The following is a 21580-nucleotide window of genomic DNA, read 5'->3' on the forward strand; positions in this document are numbered from 1 at the left end:
TTTTTTAAAAATAGTTTTACTTTTTAATTTAAAAAACCTATGAATTTATAGGTTAATTTTTTTCTTGATTAATTATTTGATGAATTTTATCTAAATTTGTGCCATTTTTTGCCGAAACATTCAAACACTCAAGTGATAAATTTTTACACACTTTTAACAGTTTTGATCGCTGGGACTGATTTGTTTTATCAATTTTATTAGCTAAAATTTGCACCTTTATATTTAATGAAACCAAAAATTCAATCATACTAAAATCAAGATCAGTAAAACCGATTTGACTGTCAATTAGCAAAAAAACTAATAAAATATTGCTATTTTTACTAAAATAATTAAAAATCATCGATTCAATTTGATCTTTCTTTGCATGAGAAAGGCGAGCATAACCATATCCTGGAAGGTCAACAATTAACTTATTTTGGCTAGTTTGGTAATAATTTAAAAGCTGAGTTTTTCCAGGAGTAGACGAAATACGGGCAATTTTTTGCCTTGCTAGCGCATTAATTAGCGAGGATTTACCAACATTTGAACGCCCAATAAAAGCAAATTGATCTTCAGAAAAACACTGCTCTGGACATGATTTAAGAAATTTTCACATTGTAACACTTTAGAATTAAAAATTGTTATAAAATTTTAAACAAAACGACCACCAGTTTGAGTGATAACTCTAATATTTTGATTATTTACCATTGTTTATAACTATAATTTTTTAATTATCTCATTTCTTCACATTTAGCGGACTAAAATAAACCGGTGTTCCTACAAAACCAGCGGCGATAGAAACAAGACTTAGAACTACTTTGAAGGATTTTAACATTATTTTGCCTAGATAAACTTTAAGATTTTTTAGGGGTTGGGCTATTAGGTTGAGCCTCAATTCACTCATCGTTATTTATGTTTGTTTCATCGATAATAAACACATGACCGCCTGTTGTTCTATTAAAAGCACCAATTTCTGGTGTTTTAGTAATTGCCAAAACTTTTTGAAGTTCTTTTTTTCAATTTTCACGAGTTTTTTTTGATTTAGCTAGTCGAGGATAAAAATGAGCATAATTATTCTCCCAAAAGTCGAATAAAAAGCGCGCTTCTTCTTCAGTTAATGGTTTTTTTGGGAATCTTTCTTTAAAAATTATCATTTGATCTTTTGTTTTAAAGATATATTTATAAAGTCGCTTTTTTGCTTGTGAATAATTTTGGGGATCCTGATATTTTGAAGGATGAGCCAATATTTTTAAATCATTTTCTAGGTTTTCAATTATTTCATCAACTTCACGCTCTGATTCGATTGTTGCAGGAGAAATTGAATAGGATGATGTTGACTTCAAAATATCACTTTGGGTTTGGGTTTTAGGTTTAGGAGTATCTTCTTTGTGTTCAACTTTTGGAGTTTCACTAATAACGATAACTTCAGGAGTTTTTACAATTTTGGGCGGTAAAACCGGTTTTACATCTTCATTAGAAACTACAGGAGAAATTAATGGGGTTGGATCTTGAATTTTCTCTTCAGCCTGAGTCGGTTTTTGCTTAATTATGACAACTTTTTGAATAATTTCAGAAGAATTTGATGGGGATTTGTCTAAATTTGTTGGCTTTTGGGGTTCTAAAACTGAAATAGAAGAATTTTTACTTTCACTACTTTGAATTTTACTAACTGAAACAGCTTTTTTTATTTCATCAACTGGTTTTTTGACAGGTTCGGCCAATAAGATTTTTGGTTGTGTGTTTGGTGAATTTTTTGGTAGTTCAATTTGGTTATTAGAAAAAATTATTTTTGGTTTTTTTGTGTTTTTAGTAACTTTAATAGGCTGAGATTTTGGAGAATCTTCTGAGACTTCTGGACTTTTTAGAACAATTGTTTCATCATTTTTTATAGTTTTCTGGGTTGATAATTCTTCAGAATTTTGGTTGAATTCATTATCTTGTGAATCAGAAAGTGGTGAAAGACGGGTTTCAACTTGAAGTGTTTGGCGTGCTAAACTTGTATCGTCCAAATTAGAAATAGCATTACTAGAAGTCAAATAAATAGCCGTTCCTGCTGAGCCTGCAACAACTGGAACTAATCCAAAAACCAATTTTAAAGATTTTCTCATATTTCACTCCTAGAAATTAAAACCAACACCAATAATTTATAATAATACCACGAATATAAAATTATTTAAAAAAATAAAACAGGAATGATCTAGCTCATCCTGTTTGTTTGATTTACTATATTTATTAATTATAAACAAAAAATTTTAAAAACCAAGCAAACCTAAAAAATTTATTTATATCAATTCTTCAAAGTATTAAAATATTTCTAACTTGAAAAATAAAACACAATTATAATAATGCAGTATTTTAACTTCTTTTAGTCTACAATTTAAGGATATTTTAGCTGTTTTTCAAATATAGCTTATTTACTAACAAAAAAATTTTAGGCTGATCTTTTGATGAATTTGCTGGAATATTATGATTATCGCTGGACGAAATTATTTCTGGTTGATTTATTTTTTCACTAGATTCTACGGGTTGAAAGCTTGGAGGCGGATCAAAAAGACCATCAGGGACTTCTACGGTAATTGAATTTTTTTCGTCTTCTTTAGTATTTTTATATTTATAAATCAAAACAAACGCAGCTGTTCCTGCTACAACAACAGCCGATCCTAATATAATTGCTATTTTTCAAAATTTTTTCATATTTCACCCCTAAGAATTAAAGTCTAAACCAAAATAAATTAGTATAATTATATCAAAAATATAAACTTATTTATAAAATAAAAATTGAATGTACCTAGCCTAGCAAGAATTGACAAAAATTTTAACCAACAAAAAACACATTTCTATGTTTTAAATAATAGTATTTTTTAAGATATATTAGAAAACTAGCTATTTTTATGTTATAATTTAATCTAACTTGTGAGGAGAATTATGAAAAGAATATATTCAAAAAAATGGTTTTTAGGAAGTCTTACAGTTTTAATTCCAACGTTTTTTCTCGCTGCAGCATGTGGCCAAAATAACGGTGATAAAAATAAGGAAGATAAAAAAAATCCAAAATTAGACAAAGAAAACCCTAATCCACCAAAACAAAACCCTGATCCTCCAAAAGGTGGAATTAACGTGCAAGGAGATCCTGTTGCTTTTCTTGACACACAAAAAGGCAAAATTGAATCAGACACTTTGAAATTAATCGAAGAAACAAAAAAACAAAAAGAAAATATCGAAAAAACAGAAGAACAAACAAAACAAATTGAAGAAAAACAAGCAGAAATAAACAAAGAACTTGATAAAATTAAACAAAATCAAGCTTCAACTGATGAACAAAAAAGTGATAAAAGTTCAGAAGAAATCAAAAAAGAAAAAGAAAAACTAGAAATTGAAAAGGAAAAATTAGAAAAACAAAAAAAGGAACAAGCCGAAAAACTACTTAAAGAAAAAGAACGCCTTTCAAAACTTGAGGAAGAAAAAAGGCAAAAAGAACTAGAAAAACAAAAAATAATACTTGAAAAAAATAGACTACATATCCAAACAGTCAATGATTTGAATGCTGTTTTAGCAAAAATTCCAAATTCTTTAGAAATAGCTAAACAGGAAAAAGATTCATCAAATAGTGTTGCAACCGTACTTTTTCGTTATAAGCAAAAACCATCAACTTTTCATTATGAAAATTTTGTAAAGAAAATTGATAACTTTGATGACCAAAATTATACAATTACCTTTAGTTTTCCTTTTGAGATTAAAACTGTTGGAAATAACAGTGATATTAATCAAAGTAGGTTAGAAGGTGTTGAACTTTCAGTGTCCAAAAAGGGTTCAGACACAAAAGTCACAAAACGAGTGAACCTTTTTTGAGATTTAGAAAAATCAAAAGAAATTCAACAAAATCAAGAGCCAGAATTATATCAAAAAGAATTACGGCCTGTTTTTAGCAAAATAAGTCCTTCAATTTTGGCATACGCATTAGTCAATTCTGATAATGAAGCTGTTTTAAATTCGGTACTTTTTGGCGATTTTAATGCTGCATTTAGTGAAGTTTCACTTTCAGTTGGTCTTAAAGATGAATTTTTAGGGATAAAATCACTAAATGATGAGGAAAAATTTTCCTTTGATATTATAAGCGCAACTCCTGATGATGAAAATGGGACTTTAAAAATTCAAGTCAAAAAAACAAAATTTAAAGAGCAAAAAGAACAAATTAGTGATCTTCAAGAATTTACTTTTTCCAATTTAAAGAAAAATAATAAAAATACAGCTGAATTTGAATTTGAAGTTGACAGTCATAAAGTTTGGCCTCAAATAAGAGATAAACGAATTTTCAAAGACAATAAACAAAATAAAGAACTATCTGAAATTCAAAAGGGACTAATAACTAAAATAATTTTTGACAGTCTTTATTTTAAAATAAAAAACCCCGATCCTGAGGTTCTTTTAAAGGAATTTTTAGTCAAGGATCATATTAAAAACAACAACTTTTTCCCTTATCCACAAATTATTTCCCTAGAATGAGATGGCATGATCAGAAATGATGCCCACAAAAAAATTACACTCAAACTAGAAAATAAGAAGTTAATTTATAGTTTTGAACTAAAATATGCAAATCTTTTACCAAATTCAACGCTGACTCCTCAAGATCAGACGCTCCAATTTTTAGATTACAAAACCACTCAAATTAAAGGCGAAATTCCCCTTGATCAATTTTTAATTTAAATAAAATTTTGTAATTTTACCAACAAAATTACCCTTTTATTTTAGAGCAACAACTAATAAACTAGATGTTAAAACCCTTTGATTTAGATGATAATTTGTATTCTAGGCACATTTTTTAATAATTTTGGCAAAAATGTGTGGCCGTCACAATTATAAATTTTATTGGCAAAAAACCTTAATTTTCTGAGTTTCCCAGTTTGGTGGCAAAAATTCACTTTTTATTGAATGCAAAAACGCAAAAATACCCGTAAATCCGGGTTTTTTACGCTAAAATCTTAATTTTTATTATTTTAAAATTAACCCTTTGTAAAAAAATGCTTGGTCTAAAATAAAATTATGTTATAATAAACCTCGCTAAGAATAAATTAATAAATTTTGATATGAATTAAGGGGGGATCAGTTATGTTTTTTGTCTAAAAAAATTAGACAGTGCGACTTTTCCATTATATTTTTAAGTATGATGGTATGCCTTAAATTTACCCGTTTAGAAATCTACAAATTTAGGGCTTTTAATTATTGTTCTTTCAAAACTTCATATGTTTTTTTAGGCTCAATGTAAGTAAAAACGAGTTTTCTATTTACATTGAGTTTAAATAGTAGTTGTATTTTTTTATGGTTTTTGTCAGTGTTTTAAACTAAAAAAGTAGTTTAAAAATTCCAAAATTTTGCTTTTTAAGTTAAAATTTTAGCTTTTTTAGTTTCCTTTATTTGATTAGTGAATAGATTTTGCTTTTATGATGGTTAGATTTAAAATTCAGGCTTAATAAAAAGTCTCAAGTTTTAAAAAACCTGAGATTTACGAGAATTAATTATTTTTTTATTTTAACTTTTTAAATATTAAGGGCCATCTGGAAATAGTAAAGTTTTGCGAAAATCTTTAAATTCGCCTTCATTTTCAGATAATTTTTTTAAGTTTTGCCGATATGATTTTTCTTGTTTGGGAAACAGTTTTTTATTTGTACCATCAATTAAGTTGTGTGCTAGTCCATAAGAGTCAAAATCAGTAATTTGGACAAAAGGAGTATAACCAGCCTTGCCACTAATGTCTAAATTACCCCCTCTGGTTTGAACAGCGGAATAAATACCAACAGGTAAGCCATAATCGTTAATGACGAGCGACCCAGAGGCTCCATAATACAGTCCACTATTTTCAATAAAGGTTATAAAGCCAAAAGAAGAATAACTTCTGTTAGGGCTGAGGATGTCATTTAGCGTTAAACCATTGCTGAAACTATCATTAGAAATTGCAAAAGCCTTGTTAGTTAAGTTTTTTGGATAATTTCTCATCAAAAATTGTTGTCCATCAAGGCTTGGATAACCTAATAAATAAAGTTTTGTGGTATTGGGGGATAAAATGGCAGATTCGCTAATTCCTAATTTTTCTGGCTCAGCAATACCTTTTTGATAAATTGAGGTATAATCATAACTTATATAAGGTACTGCCTTTTTGTCATGATTTGGATACTGTTGTGTTTGAAACTTAGCAATATCTTGCTCGATGTCTACAATTGCCTTTTCGATATGCTCTTTGAATAATTGAAAATTTTCCTTGTTTGCATCATTTTTTGAAATGAGGTCATCTAATTTTGCTAAATTAACTTTTAGTCCAAAAACGGCAAAATCTTTACCAATTCCATTGTTTATTTTTTGACTACTAGGAGATGTGGTCGATGTTTGTTTTAGTTGCTCATTTGTTTGATCATCAAAAATATTTAAAGCCACAAAGACAGTTTTGGGATTATCAAAAATTCCTTCGATACCAATCTCACTCCCTTCTCCTAATTGCTTGTTAATAAAGTAAACAGGAGTATTGTTTGCATCTGGTCTTGAGTTATTATCAATTGCTTGGATATTAGCTTCTTTTTTTGGCACACCAATAATAAAGCTATCTACTTTTTCGCCTTTGTTTGGCTCAGTAAAATATTCAGGGAAAGTGTCTTTATATTTTGAGTCTAAAGTGTTAAAAGATCTGGCAAAAACGTGAGCATTTGTAGCAATATACAACATTACTTCCGTCTTGTTTTCATTGTAAGCAGCATCTAATAATCAACCTGTTCCTGTCGGCTCATATTTGACAACATGATTAGGATTGCTCTCATCTGTTTTGTCAACGCTATTGAAAGCGATTGCAAAAGTTCTGTTTTTTAGCTTTTCATATGCTTGCGCATCTGTTAGTTTCGCTAAATTAGATGCTAATTCTTGTTTTTGTTGTTCTCTTAAGCGTTTAGCATTTTCTATTCCACTATGTATAAAATTCGGATTGAAATGAGTGACAAAATCATGTTGGCCATTTTGCGGGTTATTTTGTGGTGGAGTAGTTATTGTTTCTTTTGTATTATCTGATGAAGTGTTTGGTTTTGTTACTTTTGGTTGTTCTTTTTCATGGCAAGCAACTAGAAAGACCACTGCACTTAAAGGTGCAACAATTGAAGTGGAAGTGATTAAAAATGTTTTCAATTTTCTTATTTCTTTATTATTTTTTTGCATAAGTTTGTGTACCTTAAAATAAAAGTTTGATTAAATTAGTAGAAAAAATTCAGGCAGCTAGTTTTTTATCTATGATTTTGATTACACCGCTTTTGTTAATTTTTTCTACTAACTTAGGCGCAAAGATTTTATTTTAAATATGCATTAATAAAAGAACGTTTGATTTCTTCGCGAGCTGGTTTTCCTAAAGGGCTGGTCAATTGAGAATTGTTATAAACAGCAAGACCTTTAAGAATTATAGAAGCATTTGAATTTTGACTTTGAGCTGAATCTGATCCTTTCGAGTCAGTATCAGTTGACATTTTTTCAGGATTAGGGCCGATTTGAGATCAATCAAGATTGAAAAAATTAGGAAGTGGGTTTCACACACCAGTAAAATGGTTAATATTATAAATTGTTTTAGCATTTAAACTAACTGAGAATGGCGAATTTAGCTGATTATTTGACGAAGAATAAGCTGTAATTTCAAAAGATCAAGGGGTTTTAATAATTTCAAGGAGAATATCCTGGTCTTGTTCAATTATTGGATTAATTTTTTGGCCGACAAATGGTGAAGAATTTCGAAATTCTTGTGAAAAAAGACGCATTTCATCGAGACGATTTGCAATTTCTATTGATGGGCGATATTCAGAATTAGGTGGAAAACCAGTAGAATTTTCATTTATATCCGCCGATAACATCCTATCTTTTATTTTTCAAGAACTAGGTCCAAGAACGACAGCTTGTTTTTCTTTTGCAGAAGTTAAAAATGAATTTATTTCTAAATGTAGTCAATCCTTATCTTTACGTAAATAAGTATTAGAAGATTGAAAATTTTCAGCTTGCTTCAAATCAAAACCAATAACATATTCGTCAATTTTTGCATCAATCTGACTAGCATCTATTGAAAGGTTGGGAATAATTTGTACTTCTTTATTTTTTTCAATTTTTGCCTTAATTGGTTTTGACTTTTCAACATATTTAGATCTTGCAACTTTTTGAATGAAAAGTCCACTACCATTTGAATCTGAAAGTAAATAATGTTTTTTATAATCGTTAATATTTTTTGGTCTAAATGCTAAATAAACAACCCCTGAATTGACTCGCGAAAATGGGGCAGGATTTGTTTTTGGCGTCTCGGTCGAACTAGAAGTATTCTCGGTTTTTTGCGAATTATCTATAAATTTAAAGGCTTTTTTGATTTCAAAACCATTGTGGGTTAGCTTATTTTCGGTAGAATTACTATTCTGAAAATTAATGTCATTATCAGATAAGTCTTGAATTTTTAGCGTTTCGGTTGGTGAAGTTTGTGAAAAGCTAGCTCTTCCGTCAAGGAAAAAGGTTGGATAAAATTTTGAAGCAACATCAAAGGCACTTTGTTGCGAACTTAAAACATTATTAATCTGGATTTTTGAAGAGGCCAATTTTTCATTATTTTTAGTAGAAACCAGTGAAAATTCAATAACAAAATTATCACTTTGCTTTTCAAAATTTATTTCTGGTTTTACATCAAGTGAAATAAAATTATGCTGTAAATTTAAAGCTTTTCAGATAGACTTCCCTAAAGTTAATGGTTCATTTTCACTTTTGCCATCACCTGAATCTGAAAAAGTTTGGGCTTGAATTGCTTGAGATTTTGAACTTTCTGAAATTTCTATTAACTCTTTTTTATACTTTTCAAGCGAATCTTTGCTTGGATTTTTACCAAAATCTAGCAAATAAAGCTGCGTAACTAATTTATCATTAGGATTTTTGGTGTCAATTTGACTAGATGATTCCTTAATTTCATTAAATATTTGAACCAATTTATCCGAACTGAGTGCTGGAGTATTTGAAGCTTTTGGCAAAGAAAAATCTTGTAATTTAGTTTCAGGTAAATTCCTTGCAAAAATACGTGAAAATTCGTTTAGATCAGGTTTAATATCAGTGTCCAATTTAAAATCTAAAATTTTTATAAATTTTTGATGGTCTCTTTTTGTTAAGGTTCCGCTTAAATTTAGGCGAACTTTTCCGTCTTTAATTAAATTTAGGCGATCTTGTTCACTAATTTCAGACAAATCTTTAAGAACAATATCTATATTTACGAGATAATTTTTTAATTTATTAGTATTTAGACTAAACTCGTTGCTAGTGTAATTAAATAATTCTGAAAAATTTTTTGACAGTATGCTGTTTGTTTCATCTTGAGTTGAATACAAATATGATCCAAGTGATAAATTTTTGCTAACAAGATTTTGCTGGATTTCAGGTTTTAATTTTATTTCAGGAATTAACTCATCATTTATTCAAGATTTTATTTCTGATTCAATTTCTTGATCAGTAGCAATTCCTTTTATTTCCAGCTGAATTGGAGTTTTTTTATCCCCATCAATTAACTCAAAATTAAGGTAATTTTGGCCAGCTTCAGAAAAAAAACTAAGGTTATTGTCAACAATTGTTGGCTCAAGAGTCAAACCATTGCGAATAAAGGACGGATTTCCTAAACTATTTACAAAATTATAACTTCCCTTGAGTGCTAAAAGCGCTTTTTCAAATGCAATAAATTTTTGGTTTTCTGTGGCTTGAGCCGCGCTAAAACTTGCTTGAATTTTAGTTTTAAATTCAGAAAAACTAATTAAATTTTTTGAGTCTATATTAATTGATGACTTTTTTTCATCAATTTCAAATTTTGAAAAATCAACAACTTTATTTTCATCTGCGAAATTTTTGATATCAATTGCTTTTGAAAAAATTTGGTTGTCATTTTTTGACTTTAAAAATAAGACAATATTTTTTATCGAATTTCCACTAACTTGTGCATTTATCAAATCATAAGTAATTTGATATTCATTTTCATATAATTTATCAAGATCTATTAATGATAAAAGGTCAAAATTATAAATTTTGCTTTTTGCCAAATTTAGTGCAGTAAAAGCGGTTAAATTTTTAAAATTATCTTTAACTGTCAAATTATCAAACAAACCAGCTAGCCCATTTTTAAAAGGATTTTGCTCCTGATCTAAACTCAATGTTTGAATTTCTTCATTTAATTTTTGATAGTAAGAACGATTATAAGAATAAATTCCTAAGGGAATTGAAATAGCAAGCCCGCTAACTATTGTTAAAGATGAAATTCCGATAACTATATTGGATGTTTTGCTTGAAAAATGCTTAAAATTGAAGAACTTTTTCATTTTGACCTCGTTAGTTTGATTGTTGACTTGAAGCGGATGACTCTGAATTAACTGATTTTTTTACTGAAATTTTTAAACTGCGAGAGGCTGAAAATTCGGCTTGATTAGTATTATTTTGGCTAGAACCTTGAGTCTGAGGGTTTTTATCAAGAATAGAAACTGTTAGTAAAAAATTTATTGTGTCTTTTTTTATTGAATTTTCGAAGGTAGGAAATATATCAAATCTTAGTTCGGTTTTTTCTAATGATTTTGAAAAATATTCTTTAGTTTTTTTCAAATTATTAAGATCATTTTCTAATGATGAAAGTTGTGAAGTTTGATCATTTTGCTGCCCAGTTGTGTTAGTTTGGGGTTTAGAAATTTTATTAAATGTTTCTTCATTTACTTCAAAATTCAATAATTCAGAAGGAATTGAGTCTGCTAGTGAATTAAGTTTTTCTTGATCTGAAACTTTTGGATCAATTTTTTCGGTAGATAAATTAATTAAAATTTTTCTAACAGGTGTTTGAAGTGAAAATTTGCTAGTATTTTCATCCCCAATATTGTAATAAAAATTTAGGGTTAAATATTCAAAATTTTTACTATCTGTTAAATTTTGCCCAACTTCTCCGGGTTGTTGAGCATTTTCAGATTGTTGGGCCTGTACAGTTTGTTCAGTCCCTTGAGTCTGCTCAGTCGATTCAGTTGATTCAGTCTGTCCAGGCTGTCCATCATTTTCTTGTTCAGGTTTAGGTTGTTCTGTTATTTTTTTAATTTCTTGATCAAGAGTTTGCTTTGAAATTTCATTGCCTTTTTTAAAAACTATTTCATAATTTAAATTTGAATCTATTTTTTCTCATGCCAAAAAATTACTCAACTGGGATGATTTTAAATAAAAAGCTAATAAAACGTCAGCAAGAGTAGCAAACTGAACGCTTTGTCTGTAATTTTCCTTTATTTGATTAATATCAAAATTAGTGTTAGATTCCTTAAAAATTTCTTGATCTTTCAATGCTGCTAAAACATCTGAAGTTGATTTTTTTTTCAAATCACCAATTTGAGTTTTTATCGATTGGGGTAAAAATAATGTAGAAAAAAAGCCTTGATTAAAAACATCTTCAAAATGATTATTAAAACTTAAAACTTGAACATTTTTATTATCAAGGTTAATTTTTGCTGCTTTTTTAAAGATATCTTCCTGTAAATCATCATCAAAAGTCTGTAAAGAAGAACGATTTTGATTAAGAAGTCCAAAATATTTAGCTAATTCAAAAAATGTTTTAGCAATTTTATTAGGCTCTTGCTGAATATAGTTTGCAAAAAAAGCAGCTACATCAGATGGATTTTGAAAAAAAGTATTTGAAACTAAAGAACTAACTGCCAAATTTCCAGTTGAATTTGAGGAATTTATACTAGTTGTTGTTTCAAACTTTTTAAAATGGGAAATATCATCTAGGCTAGGAATCAAAGTTTTACCTGATCAAGATCTAACTTTTGCCTCAAAATTATCAAAATTATAATTATAAGATGAAGGCAAACTCAATTTATCGGCTAAGGTTTTATAATCCTGTTTTAGTAATAAATTGTCTAATTCTTCTTTATTTAACGGCACTTTTGCAAAAACAGGTTCGCCAAAAGTTGAAATAAATTGCGCTAAATTGGCACTTTTATTGTCAAAAAGTGGATTTTGTTGATAAATTATCCCTTTTTGTGTTCCAGGAATAGAAAAATTACCAAAAGCATTTCCGGAAGCAGCACTAGAATTTATAGGCAAACCAAAGCCTTCAATTCTTAAAATTAATTCCTTTTCATTGATAATTTCGTTTGAATTATTATCAAAAAAAGACTCATTTAAGACAATTTTATACGGTAATTCAATAATATATTTTCCATTGTCATTTATTAGTTTTGCGTTTGGCGTGTCAAAAATAAAATCAATACCTTGCTTATCTGAAGGGATTGATTTATTAAAATTACCAAAATCTAGAGATAAATTTTCAGCTAACAACGGGTTTATCAAGTCTTTAATGCTTGAATTTTTTAAAAAAGGGTTGGATTCAAATTTCATTTTTGCAAAAAAATCAAAGGGATTTTGCTTGCTTATGAGAAGTTTATTGTCTTTTTCCTCTGTATTATAAATTAACGGTTTTAGTTTAACATTTGCAAAAAAATCATTAACATCCAAAAATATTGATTTTTTATCTTTGGATTCAAGGTTTATGTTGATAATTTTATTTCCATTATTTTCAAAATTATCACCTAATTGATCAAGTGCCGACTGAGTCAAACTAGCCTGCAAAAACATTGTCGCAATATTGTTTTGAACGCTGACAAATTGGTTGGTTGTAGCATCTTTTGCAAAATTTATATCGAAAATTTGGGCATTTGTTTCAGGAATTAAATTTTCTTTTGAATTTCTAACAGAAGAAATTAAATCAGTAAGTTTTGGAAAAATTTGCCCTAAATTTTTTTCAACTTGCGAAGAATCTTGACTAGAATTAATTTTAGCGGCAAAATCTAAAGCTCGGTATAAATTGTTTTGAGCTAAATTCGAATTTTCCTCAGAAAAATTCGATATTGTCGTATTAAAATTAGAGACTGCATCTTCTATTTTTTTTGTAATTTTTTGCAGAGCAAAGTTAAAATCTGCTTTCAAAAACTTTCTTGAGTCATAAAAAGAAACAGGATATAAAACAAAATCTGATTGTGCAAAATTTTGGTCAGTTATTTGTTGTCTTGCTCTAAATTTAATAATAAAATTTTGATTTAAATCATCAAAATTTAAATCAACAAAGTCAAAAACTGGCGAGTTAGTTTTTTCATTTTGCTGCTCAAATTTAACAAGTTGTTTTGAATCTTCACTAAAATAATAAGGAATCAAGTACTCATCAAGTTTAATTGTGTTTTTAAGAGTATTTCCGTCAAATAATAAACTTTTGATTGCAGAAAAATCGCTATTTTTGCTTATTTTTTCAGGATTAAATGCAACATATTTTACTTTCTTTACAAATTGCTGGACTTCTTCGCACGGATGTTTTCCGTTATATTTAAATGTAAAACTAATTCCGACTGTTATTCCAACAAAAGCCAGTCCTGTGAAAAATGATGACAAAATTAATACTTTTCTTTTGTTTTTTTTCATTTTGGCTGCTAAACTTGATGAATTCATAGTCCACACTCCTAAATTTTAATAAATTAATAAATTATAGCATATTTTGCCTTTTTGGCATAGAACTGCTATTATTATTAATTTTATGTTTAAAAATAATAGCAAATTGATTTTTAAAACACAAAATAAGAAAATTAGCAACTTTTTTGCTTTTTTTGCTAAAAAAGTAAATAAAATTTTGCTTTTGTTTAAGTAAGTTATGCTATAATTTTACCTTATTTAATTTAAATCTCTTTCTATTTTAATATTTTAAAACATAAAACTCTTAGATCATGCCAAACTCACTTAATTTAATATCACTTTTAACTAAAAGAATTACTGATTTTTTATCTATCTACGGTTTTGAACACATTAAATCTGATGAACTGACAACTTTTGAGAAAAATTTTGTAAGGTTAAATATTGACAAATCTCACCCTGCTTTTGACCCAACTCAAAGTCTTGTTTTTGACAGCGAAAATTTACTGGCCACTCATAAAACTGGTGTTTCAATTGAAGCAATTGCAAAATATCCTAATCAAGAACGGGCTTTTTTCTCTTTTGGAAAAGTTTTCCGAAACGACGAAGAAGACGCAACTCATTCTCATCAGTTTAATCAATTAGATTTAGTTGCAACCGGAAAATACACTGTCTCACATCTTAAAGGATTGCTTAGTGATTTGCTTGAATTTGTGTTTGAAACAAAATTAGAAACCCGTTTTAGGCCGTCATATTTCCCATTTACGCAACCTTCTTTTGAAGTCGATATTTTTTATCAGGGGCGTTGAATTGAGGTTCTAGGATGTGGACTTTTACACCCAAAAGTTATGAAAAATGCCGGATTTACTGATAAAAATATTTACGGAATTGCCGCTGGAATTGGGATTGAAAGACTAGCTGCTATTAAATTCGGGATTAGTGATATTCGTGAATTTTATAAAAATGATTTACGTTTTTTAAAACAATTTTGATAGGTAAAAAAAATGCTTTTTTCATTAAGAAGATTAAAAAAAATAGCTAATATTGATCATATTAGCGACGAAAAAGTGATTGACGCTTTGATTAGTCTTAGTTTTGAAGTTGATAAAATTTCAAAACTAAACGAAATTTCCGGCATAAAATTTGGAAATATTTTGGAAGTTAAAAAAAATGAAAATGCTGACAATTTACTGATTTGTCAAGTTCAGTTTGACGACAAAATAAGACAAATTCAAACTGCAGCAAAAAATGTCCAAAAAGACAAGCAAGTTTTAGCTTTTGTTCCTGGTTCAACAAATGGAAAAATAACTTTTGAAGCTAAAAAATTACGCGGTCACATTTCTGAAGGAATGCTAGTTTCAGCTAGTGAATTAGGTTTTAGCACTAAACTCTTAAGTCCAGAACTGGACCAAGGAGTACTTGTTTTTGATCCAATTTTTGATCTAGAACAAAATCCGCTTGAAATTTTAGAATTATCTGACCTAATTTTAGATATCAAACTTTTATGAAACAGGCCTGATGCAAATTCTTATTTAGTAATAGCAATTGAACTTGCTGCTTTTTTTGGCACAAAATTGGATTTGGAGTTTGACAAACTAAATTTTGACAGCAAAAGTAAATCAAATTTAGAAATTATTACTAAAAAAAATGAGTCAAAAGTTGCTGCTATTGAGATTGAAAAAGTTCCTAATCTTGGCTTAGTAGATATTTTTTTACTTTTAAAATCAGGTGTTAAAATTGCTGATTTAAACCAAAATTTTGCTAATTTTGTCTTAATTTACACAGGTCAGCCATCTTATTTTTTACAAACAAATAAAGATCAAAACCAAATTAAATTAACTTATCAAGAAACAAAATTACCTGAAATTCAAGACTCATTTGCTACTTTTCAATTTTGAAACAATGATGAATTAATACTAATTCCGGAAATATTCCAAAAACCAATAGAAAAAGATCAAAATTTATACTTAATAATGCCTAAATTTGACTCAGCAAAAATTAGGCAAATTAATCATAATTTTAATTTAAGCAGTCCCTCAGCAAGACAATTGGCAAAAAATTACAGTCAAGGAACAACACTTTTAAGCTTTATTTTTCTAGAATTTTTCCTTGAAAAACACGGAATTAATTTTTCTGCACCAATTAATTTTGACAAAAATCAATTTGACCAAAGACCTAGCATTAATTTTGGACTTGAAGAAGTCCAAAATATTTTAGGAATTGAACTTGAGCAAAAAGATTTTGAAAAAATTAACTCAATTCTTCAGAAAATCTATTATAATTTTAATTCTGACAGTTTTTTAGCACCGTTTTATCGTGTTGACATTGAATTTTTTGCCGATTATTCCGCTGATTTTCTTAGATTTTACGGACTTGAAAAATTAGGGAACAAAAAATTAGCTAAGGTAGAGAGATCAATTTCTGTTGTTGATCCAAAACCAATTCAACTAAAAACTTTAGGTTATTTTGAAGCTAATTCGTTCCTTTTAATTTCTCAGTCAGAAAATTTTAATCCATTAAATTTAAAAACTCAAACCTTAACAACTTATACATCCCAAGAACACACAACAATTAGATATTCACTCGCCTGACAGTTAGCAAAAATTGTAAAATATAATGTTAAGCGAAAAATGATTGATATTAGTCTTTATGAAACAGGTAGTGTCTCCGAGAAACATCAAGTTTTTGCCATGGCTTCGACAGTTTATAATCTTGAAACTCTAAAAGATCATTTAAAAATTTTATACAGTGATAACTTTAGTTTTAAGCCGGCCAAATCTGAATTTCTAAATCCTTCAGTGTCCCAATTTATTTATTGAAATAATACTTTAGTTGGCTGAGTTGGACAAATAAGTGAAAAATATGACTACCAAAACATCAATTTTCTTGAAATAATCGTTTCAAAAATTGATCTTGAACATAAAAATAAACTTGTTAAGTTCGAGCCATATGATAATTCGCAACTTAAATATCGAGATATTACGCTATCTTTAGATAAAAATGATATTCCTGACACTTATTTAGACGTTATTAAAAAAATTCCAGAAATTTTTTCAATAAAATTAAAAGATTATGTTATAATTAATAATCGCCAGAAAATTACTTACAGAGTAACTGGAACTGACAAGGTTTGTCAGGAAATAGATAAATTTTATAAATAATTTCTTCTATTTTTAAAGGAAAAAAATGGCTATAGTTCCGAAACGAAAAACCTCCAAACAAAGAAAACATAAGCGAAATTCTCATTCAGCATTAAAATTGCCAAACCTTGTGAATTGCAGCAATTGTTCTAATAAACAATTACAACATCATGTTTGTCAATTTTGTGGATTTTATAAGAATCGTAAAGTTATAAATTTCCAAGCAATCAATGATAAACATTAACAAGAAAAAAAATTTTAAAAATTTTCTTGTTAAAATAAAATTTTATAGTATAATTACTTTTGGTTTTATTTTGCCGATTTAGCTCAGCGGTAGAGCAGCTGGCTGTTAACCAGTTGGTCGCAGGTTCGATCCCCGCAATCGGCGCCATTGGCCCGTTGGTGAAGCGGTTAACACACATGGTTTTCATCCATGGATTCACGGGTTCGAGTCCCGTACGGGTCACCAAAGATTGGAAGATTAGCTCAGCTGGGAGAGCAACGCCCTTACAAGGCGAAGGTCAGGGGTTCAAGTCCCTTATCTTCCACCATTAGCCACTTTAGCTCAGCAGGCAGAGCAGTCGCCTTGTAAGCGAAAGGTCGTAGGTTCGATTCCTATAAGTGGCACCATCTTTTTAGATAGAGTTTCTAAGTTATGCGCGCAAGTGGTGAAATGGCAGACACGCTAGATTTAGGCTCTAGTGCCTTCGGGCGTAAGGGTTCAAGTCCCTTCTTGCGCACCAGCTTAAGATCAACTTTTAGTTGATTTTTTTATTTTTATAATAATGGTTACATTCCTTTATAAGCCAAAAAATATTAGTTCTGCGACTTTTTTAAGAAAATGAGCAAAAATAAACTCAATCAAAAAAGCAGGTCACTCAGGAACTCTCGATCCTTTTGCATCTGGTTTGTTATTAGTCGCTACTGATGATGATACAAAATTATTGCCTTATTTAGATCAAGAAAACAAAACTTACATTGCCCAAGTCAATTTCGGTTTTTATTCAACAACTTTTGATATAGATGGGGAAATTTTTACCTGTAAATCCGCAACTTGAGTCACAAAAACAGCCCTCGAGTCCAAATTGTTAGAATTAGAACAGCTAGAATTACAGGTCCCGCCGATTTTTTCAAGTAAAAAAATTAGCGGAAAACGCGCTTATGAATATGCGCGAAATGGTAAAGATATAGAATTAGCGCCTATTAAAATAAAAATATCTAAAACCATTTTATTAGAATTTAATGAAAAAAAACAAATCGCAACAATACTTTGAGAAGTTTCAAAAGGTTGTTATATTCGTTCACTAGCTAATGATTTAGGTAAAATGCTAAAAACCGGTGGATATTTATCTGAATTAGAGCGTGTTAAAATCGGTAATTTTGATTTTTCATTTGTTAATTTACCTTTAAAAATACAGAATTTCCTTGATTTTCCACAAATTTTAGTCAATTCAGATCAACTTATTGAACTTTTGAACGGTAAGAAAATTAATTATTTTACCAAAGACAGCGAATTTATTCAACTTGTTTTTGATGAACATTTAGTTGGTTTTGGCAAAATAATTAATAATGAACTATTACCAAAAAAAATTTTTGGTAATAAAGTTAAAAACTTAATAAAAATTTAGGCTTATAATGAATAAATTTAAAATTTTTGCAACAGATATTGATGATACAATTGTGCCTCATGGTGGTCAAGAAATTCCCGAAAAAATAGACTTGCTTTTTGCAAAATTAAAAGAGAAAAATATTATCACAACTTTTGTAACTGGGCGTGATTTTGTGACGATAGGGCAATTAATTAATGCAAAAAATGTCGATTACTTCATTGGAGCCAACGGTGCTTTCATTTTTGATTTCAAAAAAAAGCAAATGATTTATGAAAATCCTATTAAAATCAGTGATTTTTTAAAAATTGTTGAGTTTTTCGATCAGCACAAAGTTCGCTACATAATTATGGACTCTGAGTGAATTTATACCTCAAACTACTTTCCACAGCATTCTTCAAAGTTTTTAAGTCCGTATTTTGATCGAATGAAGCCGTTAAAAATGTGTAATTTTAAGAATAATTTCCACATTTTTACAGTTGTTGATGATCAGGACACAACTTCTGAAATACAGTTAAAATTTGAAGAATTTGCTGAAAAAAATAATCTAAATGTTAGCGTCAGCTCAAGGTGGTCATGAGGATTTTTCATTGGCGCAAAAAACGTTGACAAAATGCAGACTTTAGAAATTCTTGCAAAAATGCATAATGTTGAAATTCACGAAATTATTGCCTTTGGTGATTCGCGAAATGACACTAAAATGTTAAAAAATGTTGGCTTTGGCGTTGCAATGGAAAACTCAACAGTTCCAGAGGTAAAAGAAGCTGCAAAAGATATTGCCCCACCTGTTGATTCTTTTGGCGTTTACCTTAAAGCAATAGAATTAAACATAATTGATTAAAATGACAAAAGTCTTTTATTATCCAAGCTCAAAATTTGATTTTGCTGATCCTGTTTTTGTTCTGGGTGGATTTGAATCATTTCATTTAGGACACCTTGAACTTCTAAAAAATGCAACAATTTTAGGCCAAAATGTTATCTTAATGCTGATTAGAGATCCATCAAAACTGCCAAAAAATACAAGCAAAAATTTCACTGATCTTGACGCGCGTATTCAAATGATGGCTAATTCTGGGGTTCAAAATATTTTAATTTTTGACTTTGACTCCAAAATGCAAGAACTTGATGGTCAAGAATTTATTGAAATTTTTTTAAATTATGGTGCTAAATTTTTTGTTGTTGGCAAAAATTTTAGTTTTGGCAAAAACGCTAGTTGAAATTCGAAGAAATTGCAAAATTTCTTCCCCAAAACTAAAATTATTGATCATTTAGCTGAAAATAATAAAAAAATTTCAACAAAAAATTTAAAACTTTTCCTTGAATTTGGTGACTTTGAAAATTTAAATAAGTTTTTGGCTTCAAATTTTTTAGTTAGCACCTCAATTAGCCCAGAAGGAAAATTTACTTGAGACTCATCATTAATTTGTCCTGCTCCTGGTATTTATCTTGGCTATTTTGTTAATATAAGCGAAAATATAAAATTTCCGGTCATTATTCATATAGAATTTGATAGCCGGGCCGGAAAAGTTCATTTTTTTGAACAGCCAAACATAAATTCAGGTTTTCTTGAAATTATCAAGCAGATTCGCCTTATTTATTCACAAAAAAACAATGTCTTGAAAGACCAAGACATTGAAAATGCAAAAAAATTATTCAAAGAACAGCATAGAAAAATTAGTCAAATTTAGTTTTTCTATGTCAAACACGCATAAATTCGGTATATAAATCTGAGCGGTTAACGTTGAGTTCTCTTTGAAGTTTTGTAGTTAATAAGTCTGCCACAAAAAGTTGGGATATTTTTGCACCAATTGAAAAAAGACTATTATTTTGCTCTAAATTATCAACATAAACAACTTCTGAATATTGAGTCGGCTCGAGTGAAATATTAGAAGTAATAAAAATAGTATAAATTTGTTGTTGCTTTAATAGTTTAGCAATCGCAAGTGCACTTTTTGAAGTCATCGAAGTTGAAAAAATAAATAAACAAGTATTCATAGGTGAATCAACTCAGGCAGCAATATCAGTGATTGAATTAGCCCTAAAAGCATTTAAGTGTAAATTTCTTAAATTATGTGTAAATTCAGTTGCGGCAATTAAGGATGCGCCAGCACCAAAAACAATAATTTTATCCATTTTTAACATCAAATTAGCAATTCGATTGATTTGATTAACATCTAAAATTGCCAAAGTTTTTTCAATACTGTGAGCATAAAGAAGATTTATGTTCTCAATTTCATCATTTTCATTATATAAATTGTTATCTTTATCGATTTTTAATCATTCAATTACGAATTTTTTTAGTTCTTTAAAGTTGTTAAAACCAAGTTTTTTAGTTAATTGAGTAATTGTTCCGACGCTTATAAATAAAATTGCAGCAAGTTCATTAATTGTCAGTTCCACAAATTTTTGTGGTTTTGTTTCTATGAAACGAATTATTAGTTTTTCAATATGTGTTAATTTAAAATTTTTCGAAATAGTAAGTACACTCATAATAATTTAATTATACTAAAAAAATAAAAAAAATTATATAAATTTTATAAATTTTTATACTATTAAAAAAATTTATAAAATCAATGGCTAAAACTCCGAAAAAATTATTTTCAAACACAATTATAAAGTAAATTTAGCACATTTTTTTATATTTCATTAAAGTTTATCTCACATTTTATGATTCAACCTTAATTTTTATAAATTTAATATCAGCAAACCATTTTTCATCAAAATTTCTAGGCTAAATTCACTTTTGATATGATCTTCAGCTTAAATTCGCAAAACTTTTACTCTTTTGGCGCTGGTTTTCCTTTCCTTTTATAACCAATTGATTTTATTCCTAAAAATTGGTAGTGTTTATGAAACACGTACGTGGATACAAAATTTCCCTCATTTTTGTAAATCTTATATAGGGCGTCGCGACCTATTGCTTTTTGATTTAAAATGAAAGTTTTACGAATTCACTCAAGCAACTTTTCATCATAAATCATTTCCTTTGGTGGTTTTTTCACCCTTATTTTTTCATAAATCGAAGTACGATTAACATTTAAAATACTAGAAATTCTAGTGCTATTTTCGATTTTATCTTTATATTTTTCTTGTTCTTGTTTTCGTTTTTTAAGCTCCTCAACAACAATTGCGTGCTTAATCCCTGATCTTCTAAGAATATTTTCCACTATTTCTTGATAAATTACACGATCATTTTCAGAAAGATCGTTAATTGTATATTTCTTTTTTGGTTTGCGTGGAGATTTGTTTTTCCCACCAGCACTTATTGGACTTTTCATACCATTATTATAATACTTTTTTTGCCAATTTGCTATCAAATTATTACCATATATATGCAAATTTCATTGTTTATGGAGATTTTACTTTTTGATTTATTTTGTAAATTTGTCTAAATTTTTCTTAAAA

15 protein-coding genes and 5 tRNA genes are annotated in these 21580 nt (G+C 28.7%); 12 read left to right on the plus strand and 8 right to left on the minus strand.

The genetic code is table 4. The features are described from left to right. Positions 1-52: 52 nt before the first annotated feature. From yihA to V3255_RS02800, 3 genes are all read right to left on the minus strand, one after another. Complete coding sequence (gene yihA / locus V3255_RS02790) at positions 53-595, minus strand: ribosome biogenesis GTP-binding protein YihA/YsxC (protein ID WP_318046497.1); 543 nt, start codon at positions 593-595, stop codon at positions 53-55. Between the two features lie 238 nt (positions 596-833). Then, the gene (locus V3255_RS02795; RefSeq protein ID WP_333503709.1) at positions 834-2087 is read right to left on the minus strand and encodes a hypothetical protein; all 1254 of its coding nucleotides are present in this window, start codon (positions 2085-2087) and stop codon (positions 834-836) included. Between the two features lie 280 nt (positions 2088-2367). Next, positions 2368-2673 carry a hypothetical protein gene (locus V3255_RS02800; RefSeq protein WP_333503708.1) on the minus strand — a complete coding sequence of 102 codons (306 nt, stop codon included), beginning with the start codon at positions 2671-2673 and terminating at the stop codon, positions 2368-2370. Positions 2674-2904: 231 nt separating this feature from the next. Between V3255_RS02800 and V3255_RS02805 the strand changes: the two genes are divergently transcribed. Next, positions 2905-4683, plus strand: a complete 1779-nt coding sequence (locus V3255_RS02805) for a surface lipoprotein (protein ID WP_337898863.1) — start codon at positions 2905-2907, stop codon at positions 4681-4683. A gap of 837 nt (positions 4684-5520) precedes the next feature. Here the strand turns inward: V3255_RS02805 and V3255_RS02810 are convergent. The 3 genes from V3255_RS02810 to V3255_RS02820 form a co-directional block, all read right to left on the minus strand. After that, the gene (locus V3255_RS02810; protein WP_333503705.1) at positions 5521-7170 is read right to left on the minus strand and encodes an MIP family Ig-specific serine endopeptidase; all 1650 of its coding nucleotides are present in this window, start codon (positions 7168-7170) and stop codon (positions 5521-5523) included. Between the two features lie 128 nt (positions 7171-7298). Further along, positions 7299-10322: a P110/LppT family adhesin N-terminal domain gene (locus V3255_RS02815; protein WP_333503704.1), complete on the minus strand. Its 3024-nt coding sequence runs from the start codon at positions 10320-10322 to the stop codon at positions 7299-7301. 10 nt (positions 10323-10332) lie between these two features. Beyond that, complete coding sequence (locus tag V3255_RS02820) at positions 10333-13470, minus strand: P97 family adhesin (RefSeq protein ID WP_341516234.1); 3138 nt, start codon at positions 13468-13470, stop codon at positions 10333-10335. A gap of 272 nt (positions 13471-13742) precedes the next feature. Here V3255_RS02820 and V3255_RS02825 point away from each other — a divergent pair, with 272 nt between their 5' ends. From V3255_RS02825 to V3255_RS02875, 11 genes are all read left to right on the plus strand, one after another. After that, a complete protein-coding gene (locus tag V3255_RS02825) occupies positions 13743-14423 on the plus strand; it encodes a hypothetical protein (RefSeq protein WP_333503702.1) in 681 nt (226 codons plus the stop codon). Positions 14424-14432: 9 nt separating this feature from the next. Then, positions 14433-16589: a phenylalanine--tRNA ligase subunit beta gene (locus tag V3255_RS02830; protein WP_337903127.1), complete on the plus strand. Its 2157-nt coding sequence runs from the start codon at positions 14433-14435 to the stop codon at positions 16587-16589. A gap of 25 nt (positions 16590-16614) precedes the next feature. Next, complete coding sequence (gene rpmF, locus V3255_RS02835; RefSeq protein ID WP_044283976.1) at positions 16615-16812, plus strand: 50S ribosomal protein L32; 198 nt, start codon at positions 16615-16617, stop codon at positions 16810-16812. 72 nt (positions 16813-16884) lie between these two features. Next, a tRNA-Asn gene (locus V3255_RS02840) sits at positions 16885-16959 on the plus strand. Positions 16960-16961: 2 nt separating this feature from the next. Next, a tRNA-Glu gene (locus V3255_RS02845) sits at positions 16962-17037 on the plus strand. A gap of 6 nt (positions 17038-17043) precedes the next feature. Then, positions 17044-17119: transfer RNA gene (locus tag V3255_RS02850), tRNA-Val, on the plus strand. A 3-nt stretch (positions 17120-17122) separates the two neighbouring features. After that, positions 17123-17198 (plus strand) — tRNA-Thr (locus V3255_RS02855). 29 nt (positions 17199-17227) lie between these two features. Next, a tRNA-Leu gene (locus V3255_RS02860) sits at positions 17228-17311 on the plus strand. Between the two features lie 42 nt (positions 17312-17353). After that, complete coding sequence (gene truB, locus V3255_RS02865) at positions 17354-18196, plus strand: tRNA pseudouridine(55) synthase TruB (protein WP_337903128.1); 843 nt, start codon at positions 17354-17356, stop codon at positions 18194-18196. A 7-nt stretch (positions 18197-18203) separates the two neighbouring features. Continuing rightward, positions 18204-19016, plus strand: a complete 813-nt coding sequence (locus V3255_RS02870; RefSeq protein WP_337903129.1) for a YcsE-related riboflavin metabolism phosphatase — start codon at positions 18204-18206, stop codon at positions 19014-19016. 1 nt (position 19017) lies between these two features. Then, positions 19018-19863, plus strand: coding sequence for an FAD synthase (locus V3255_RS02875; RefSeq protein ID WP_337903130.1), 846 nt, complete (start codon positions 19018-19020; stop codon positions 19861-19863). On the opposite strand, the gene V3255_RS02880 is transcribed toward V3255_RS02875, so the two are convergent. Then, on the minus strand, positions 19850-20665 hold the full coding sequence (locus tag V3255_RS02880; protein WP_069099381.1) for a MurR/RpiR family transcriptional regulator: 816 nt from the start codon (positions 20663-20665) through the stop codon (positions 19850-19852). The two genes, V3255_RS02875 and V3255_RS02880, sit on opposite strands and share 14 nt — an antisense overlap. 287 nt (positions 20666-20952) lie before the next feature. Further along, a complete protein-coding gene (locus V3255_RS02885) occupies positions 20953-21453 on the minus strand; it encodes a hypothetical protein (protein WP_252262765.1) in 501 nt (166 codons plus the stop codon). Positions 21454-21580 lie beyond the last annotated feature (127 nt).

The sequence above is a fragment of the Mesomycoplasma ovipneumoniae genome, assembly GCF_038095975.1.
In the GTDB taxonomy this organism is placed as follows: domain Bacteria; phylum Bacillota_I; class Bacilli_A; order Mycoplasmatales; family Metamycoplasmataceae; genus Mesomycoplasma; species Mesomycoplasma ovipneumoniae_C.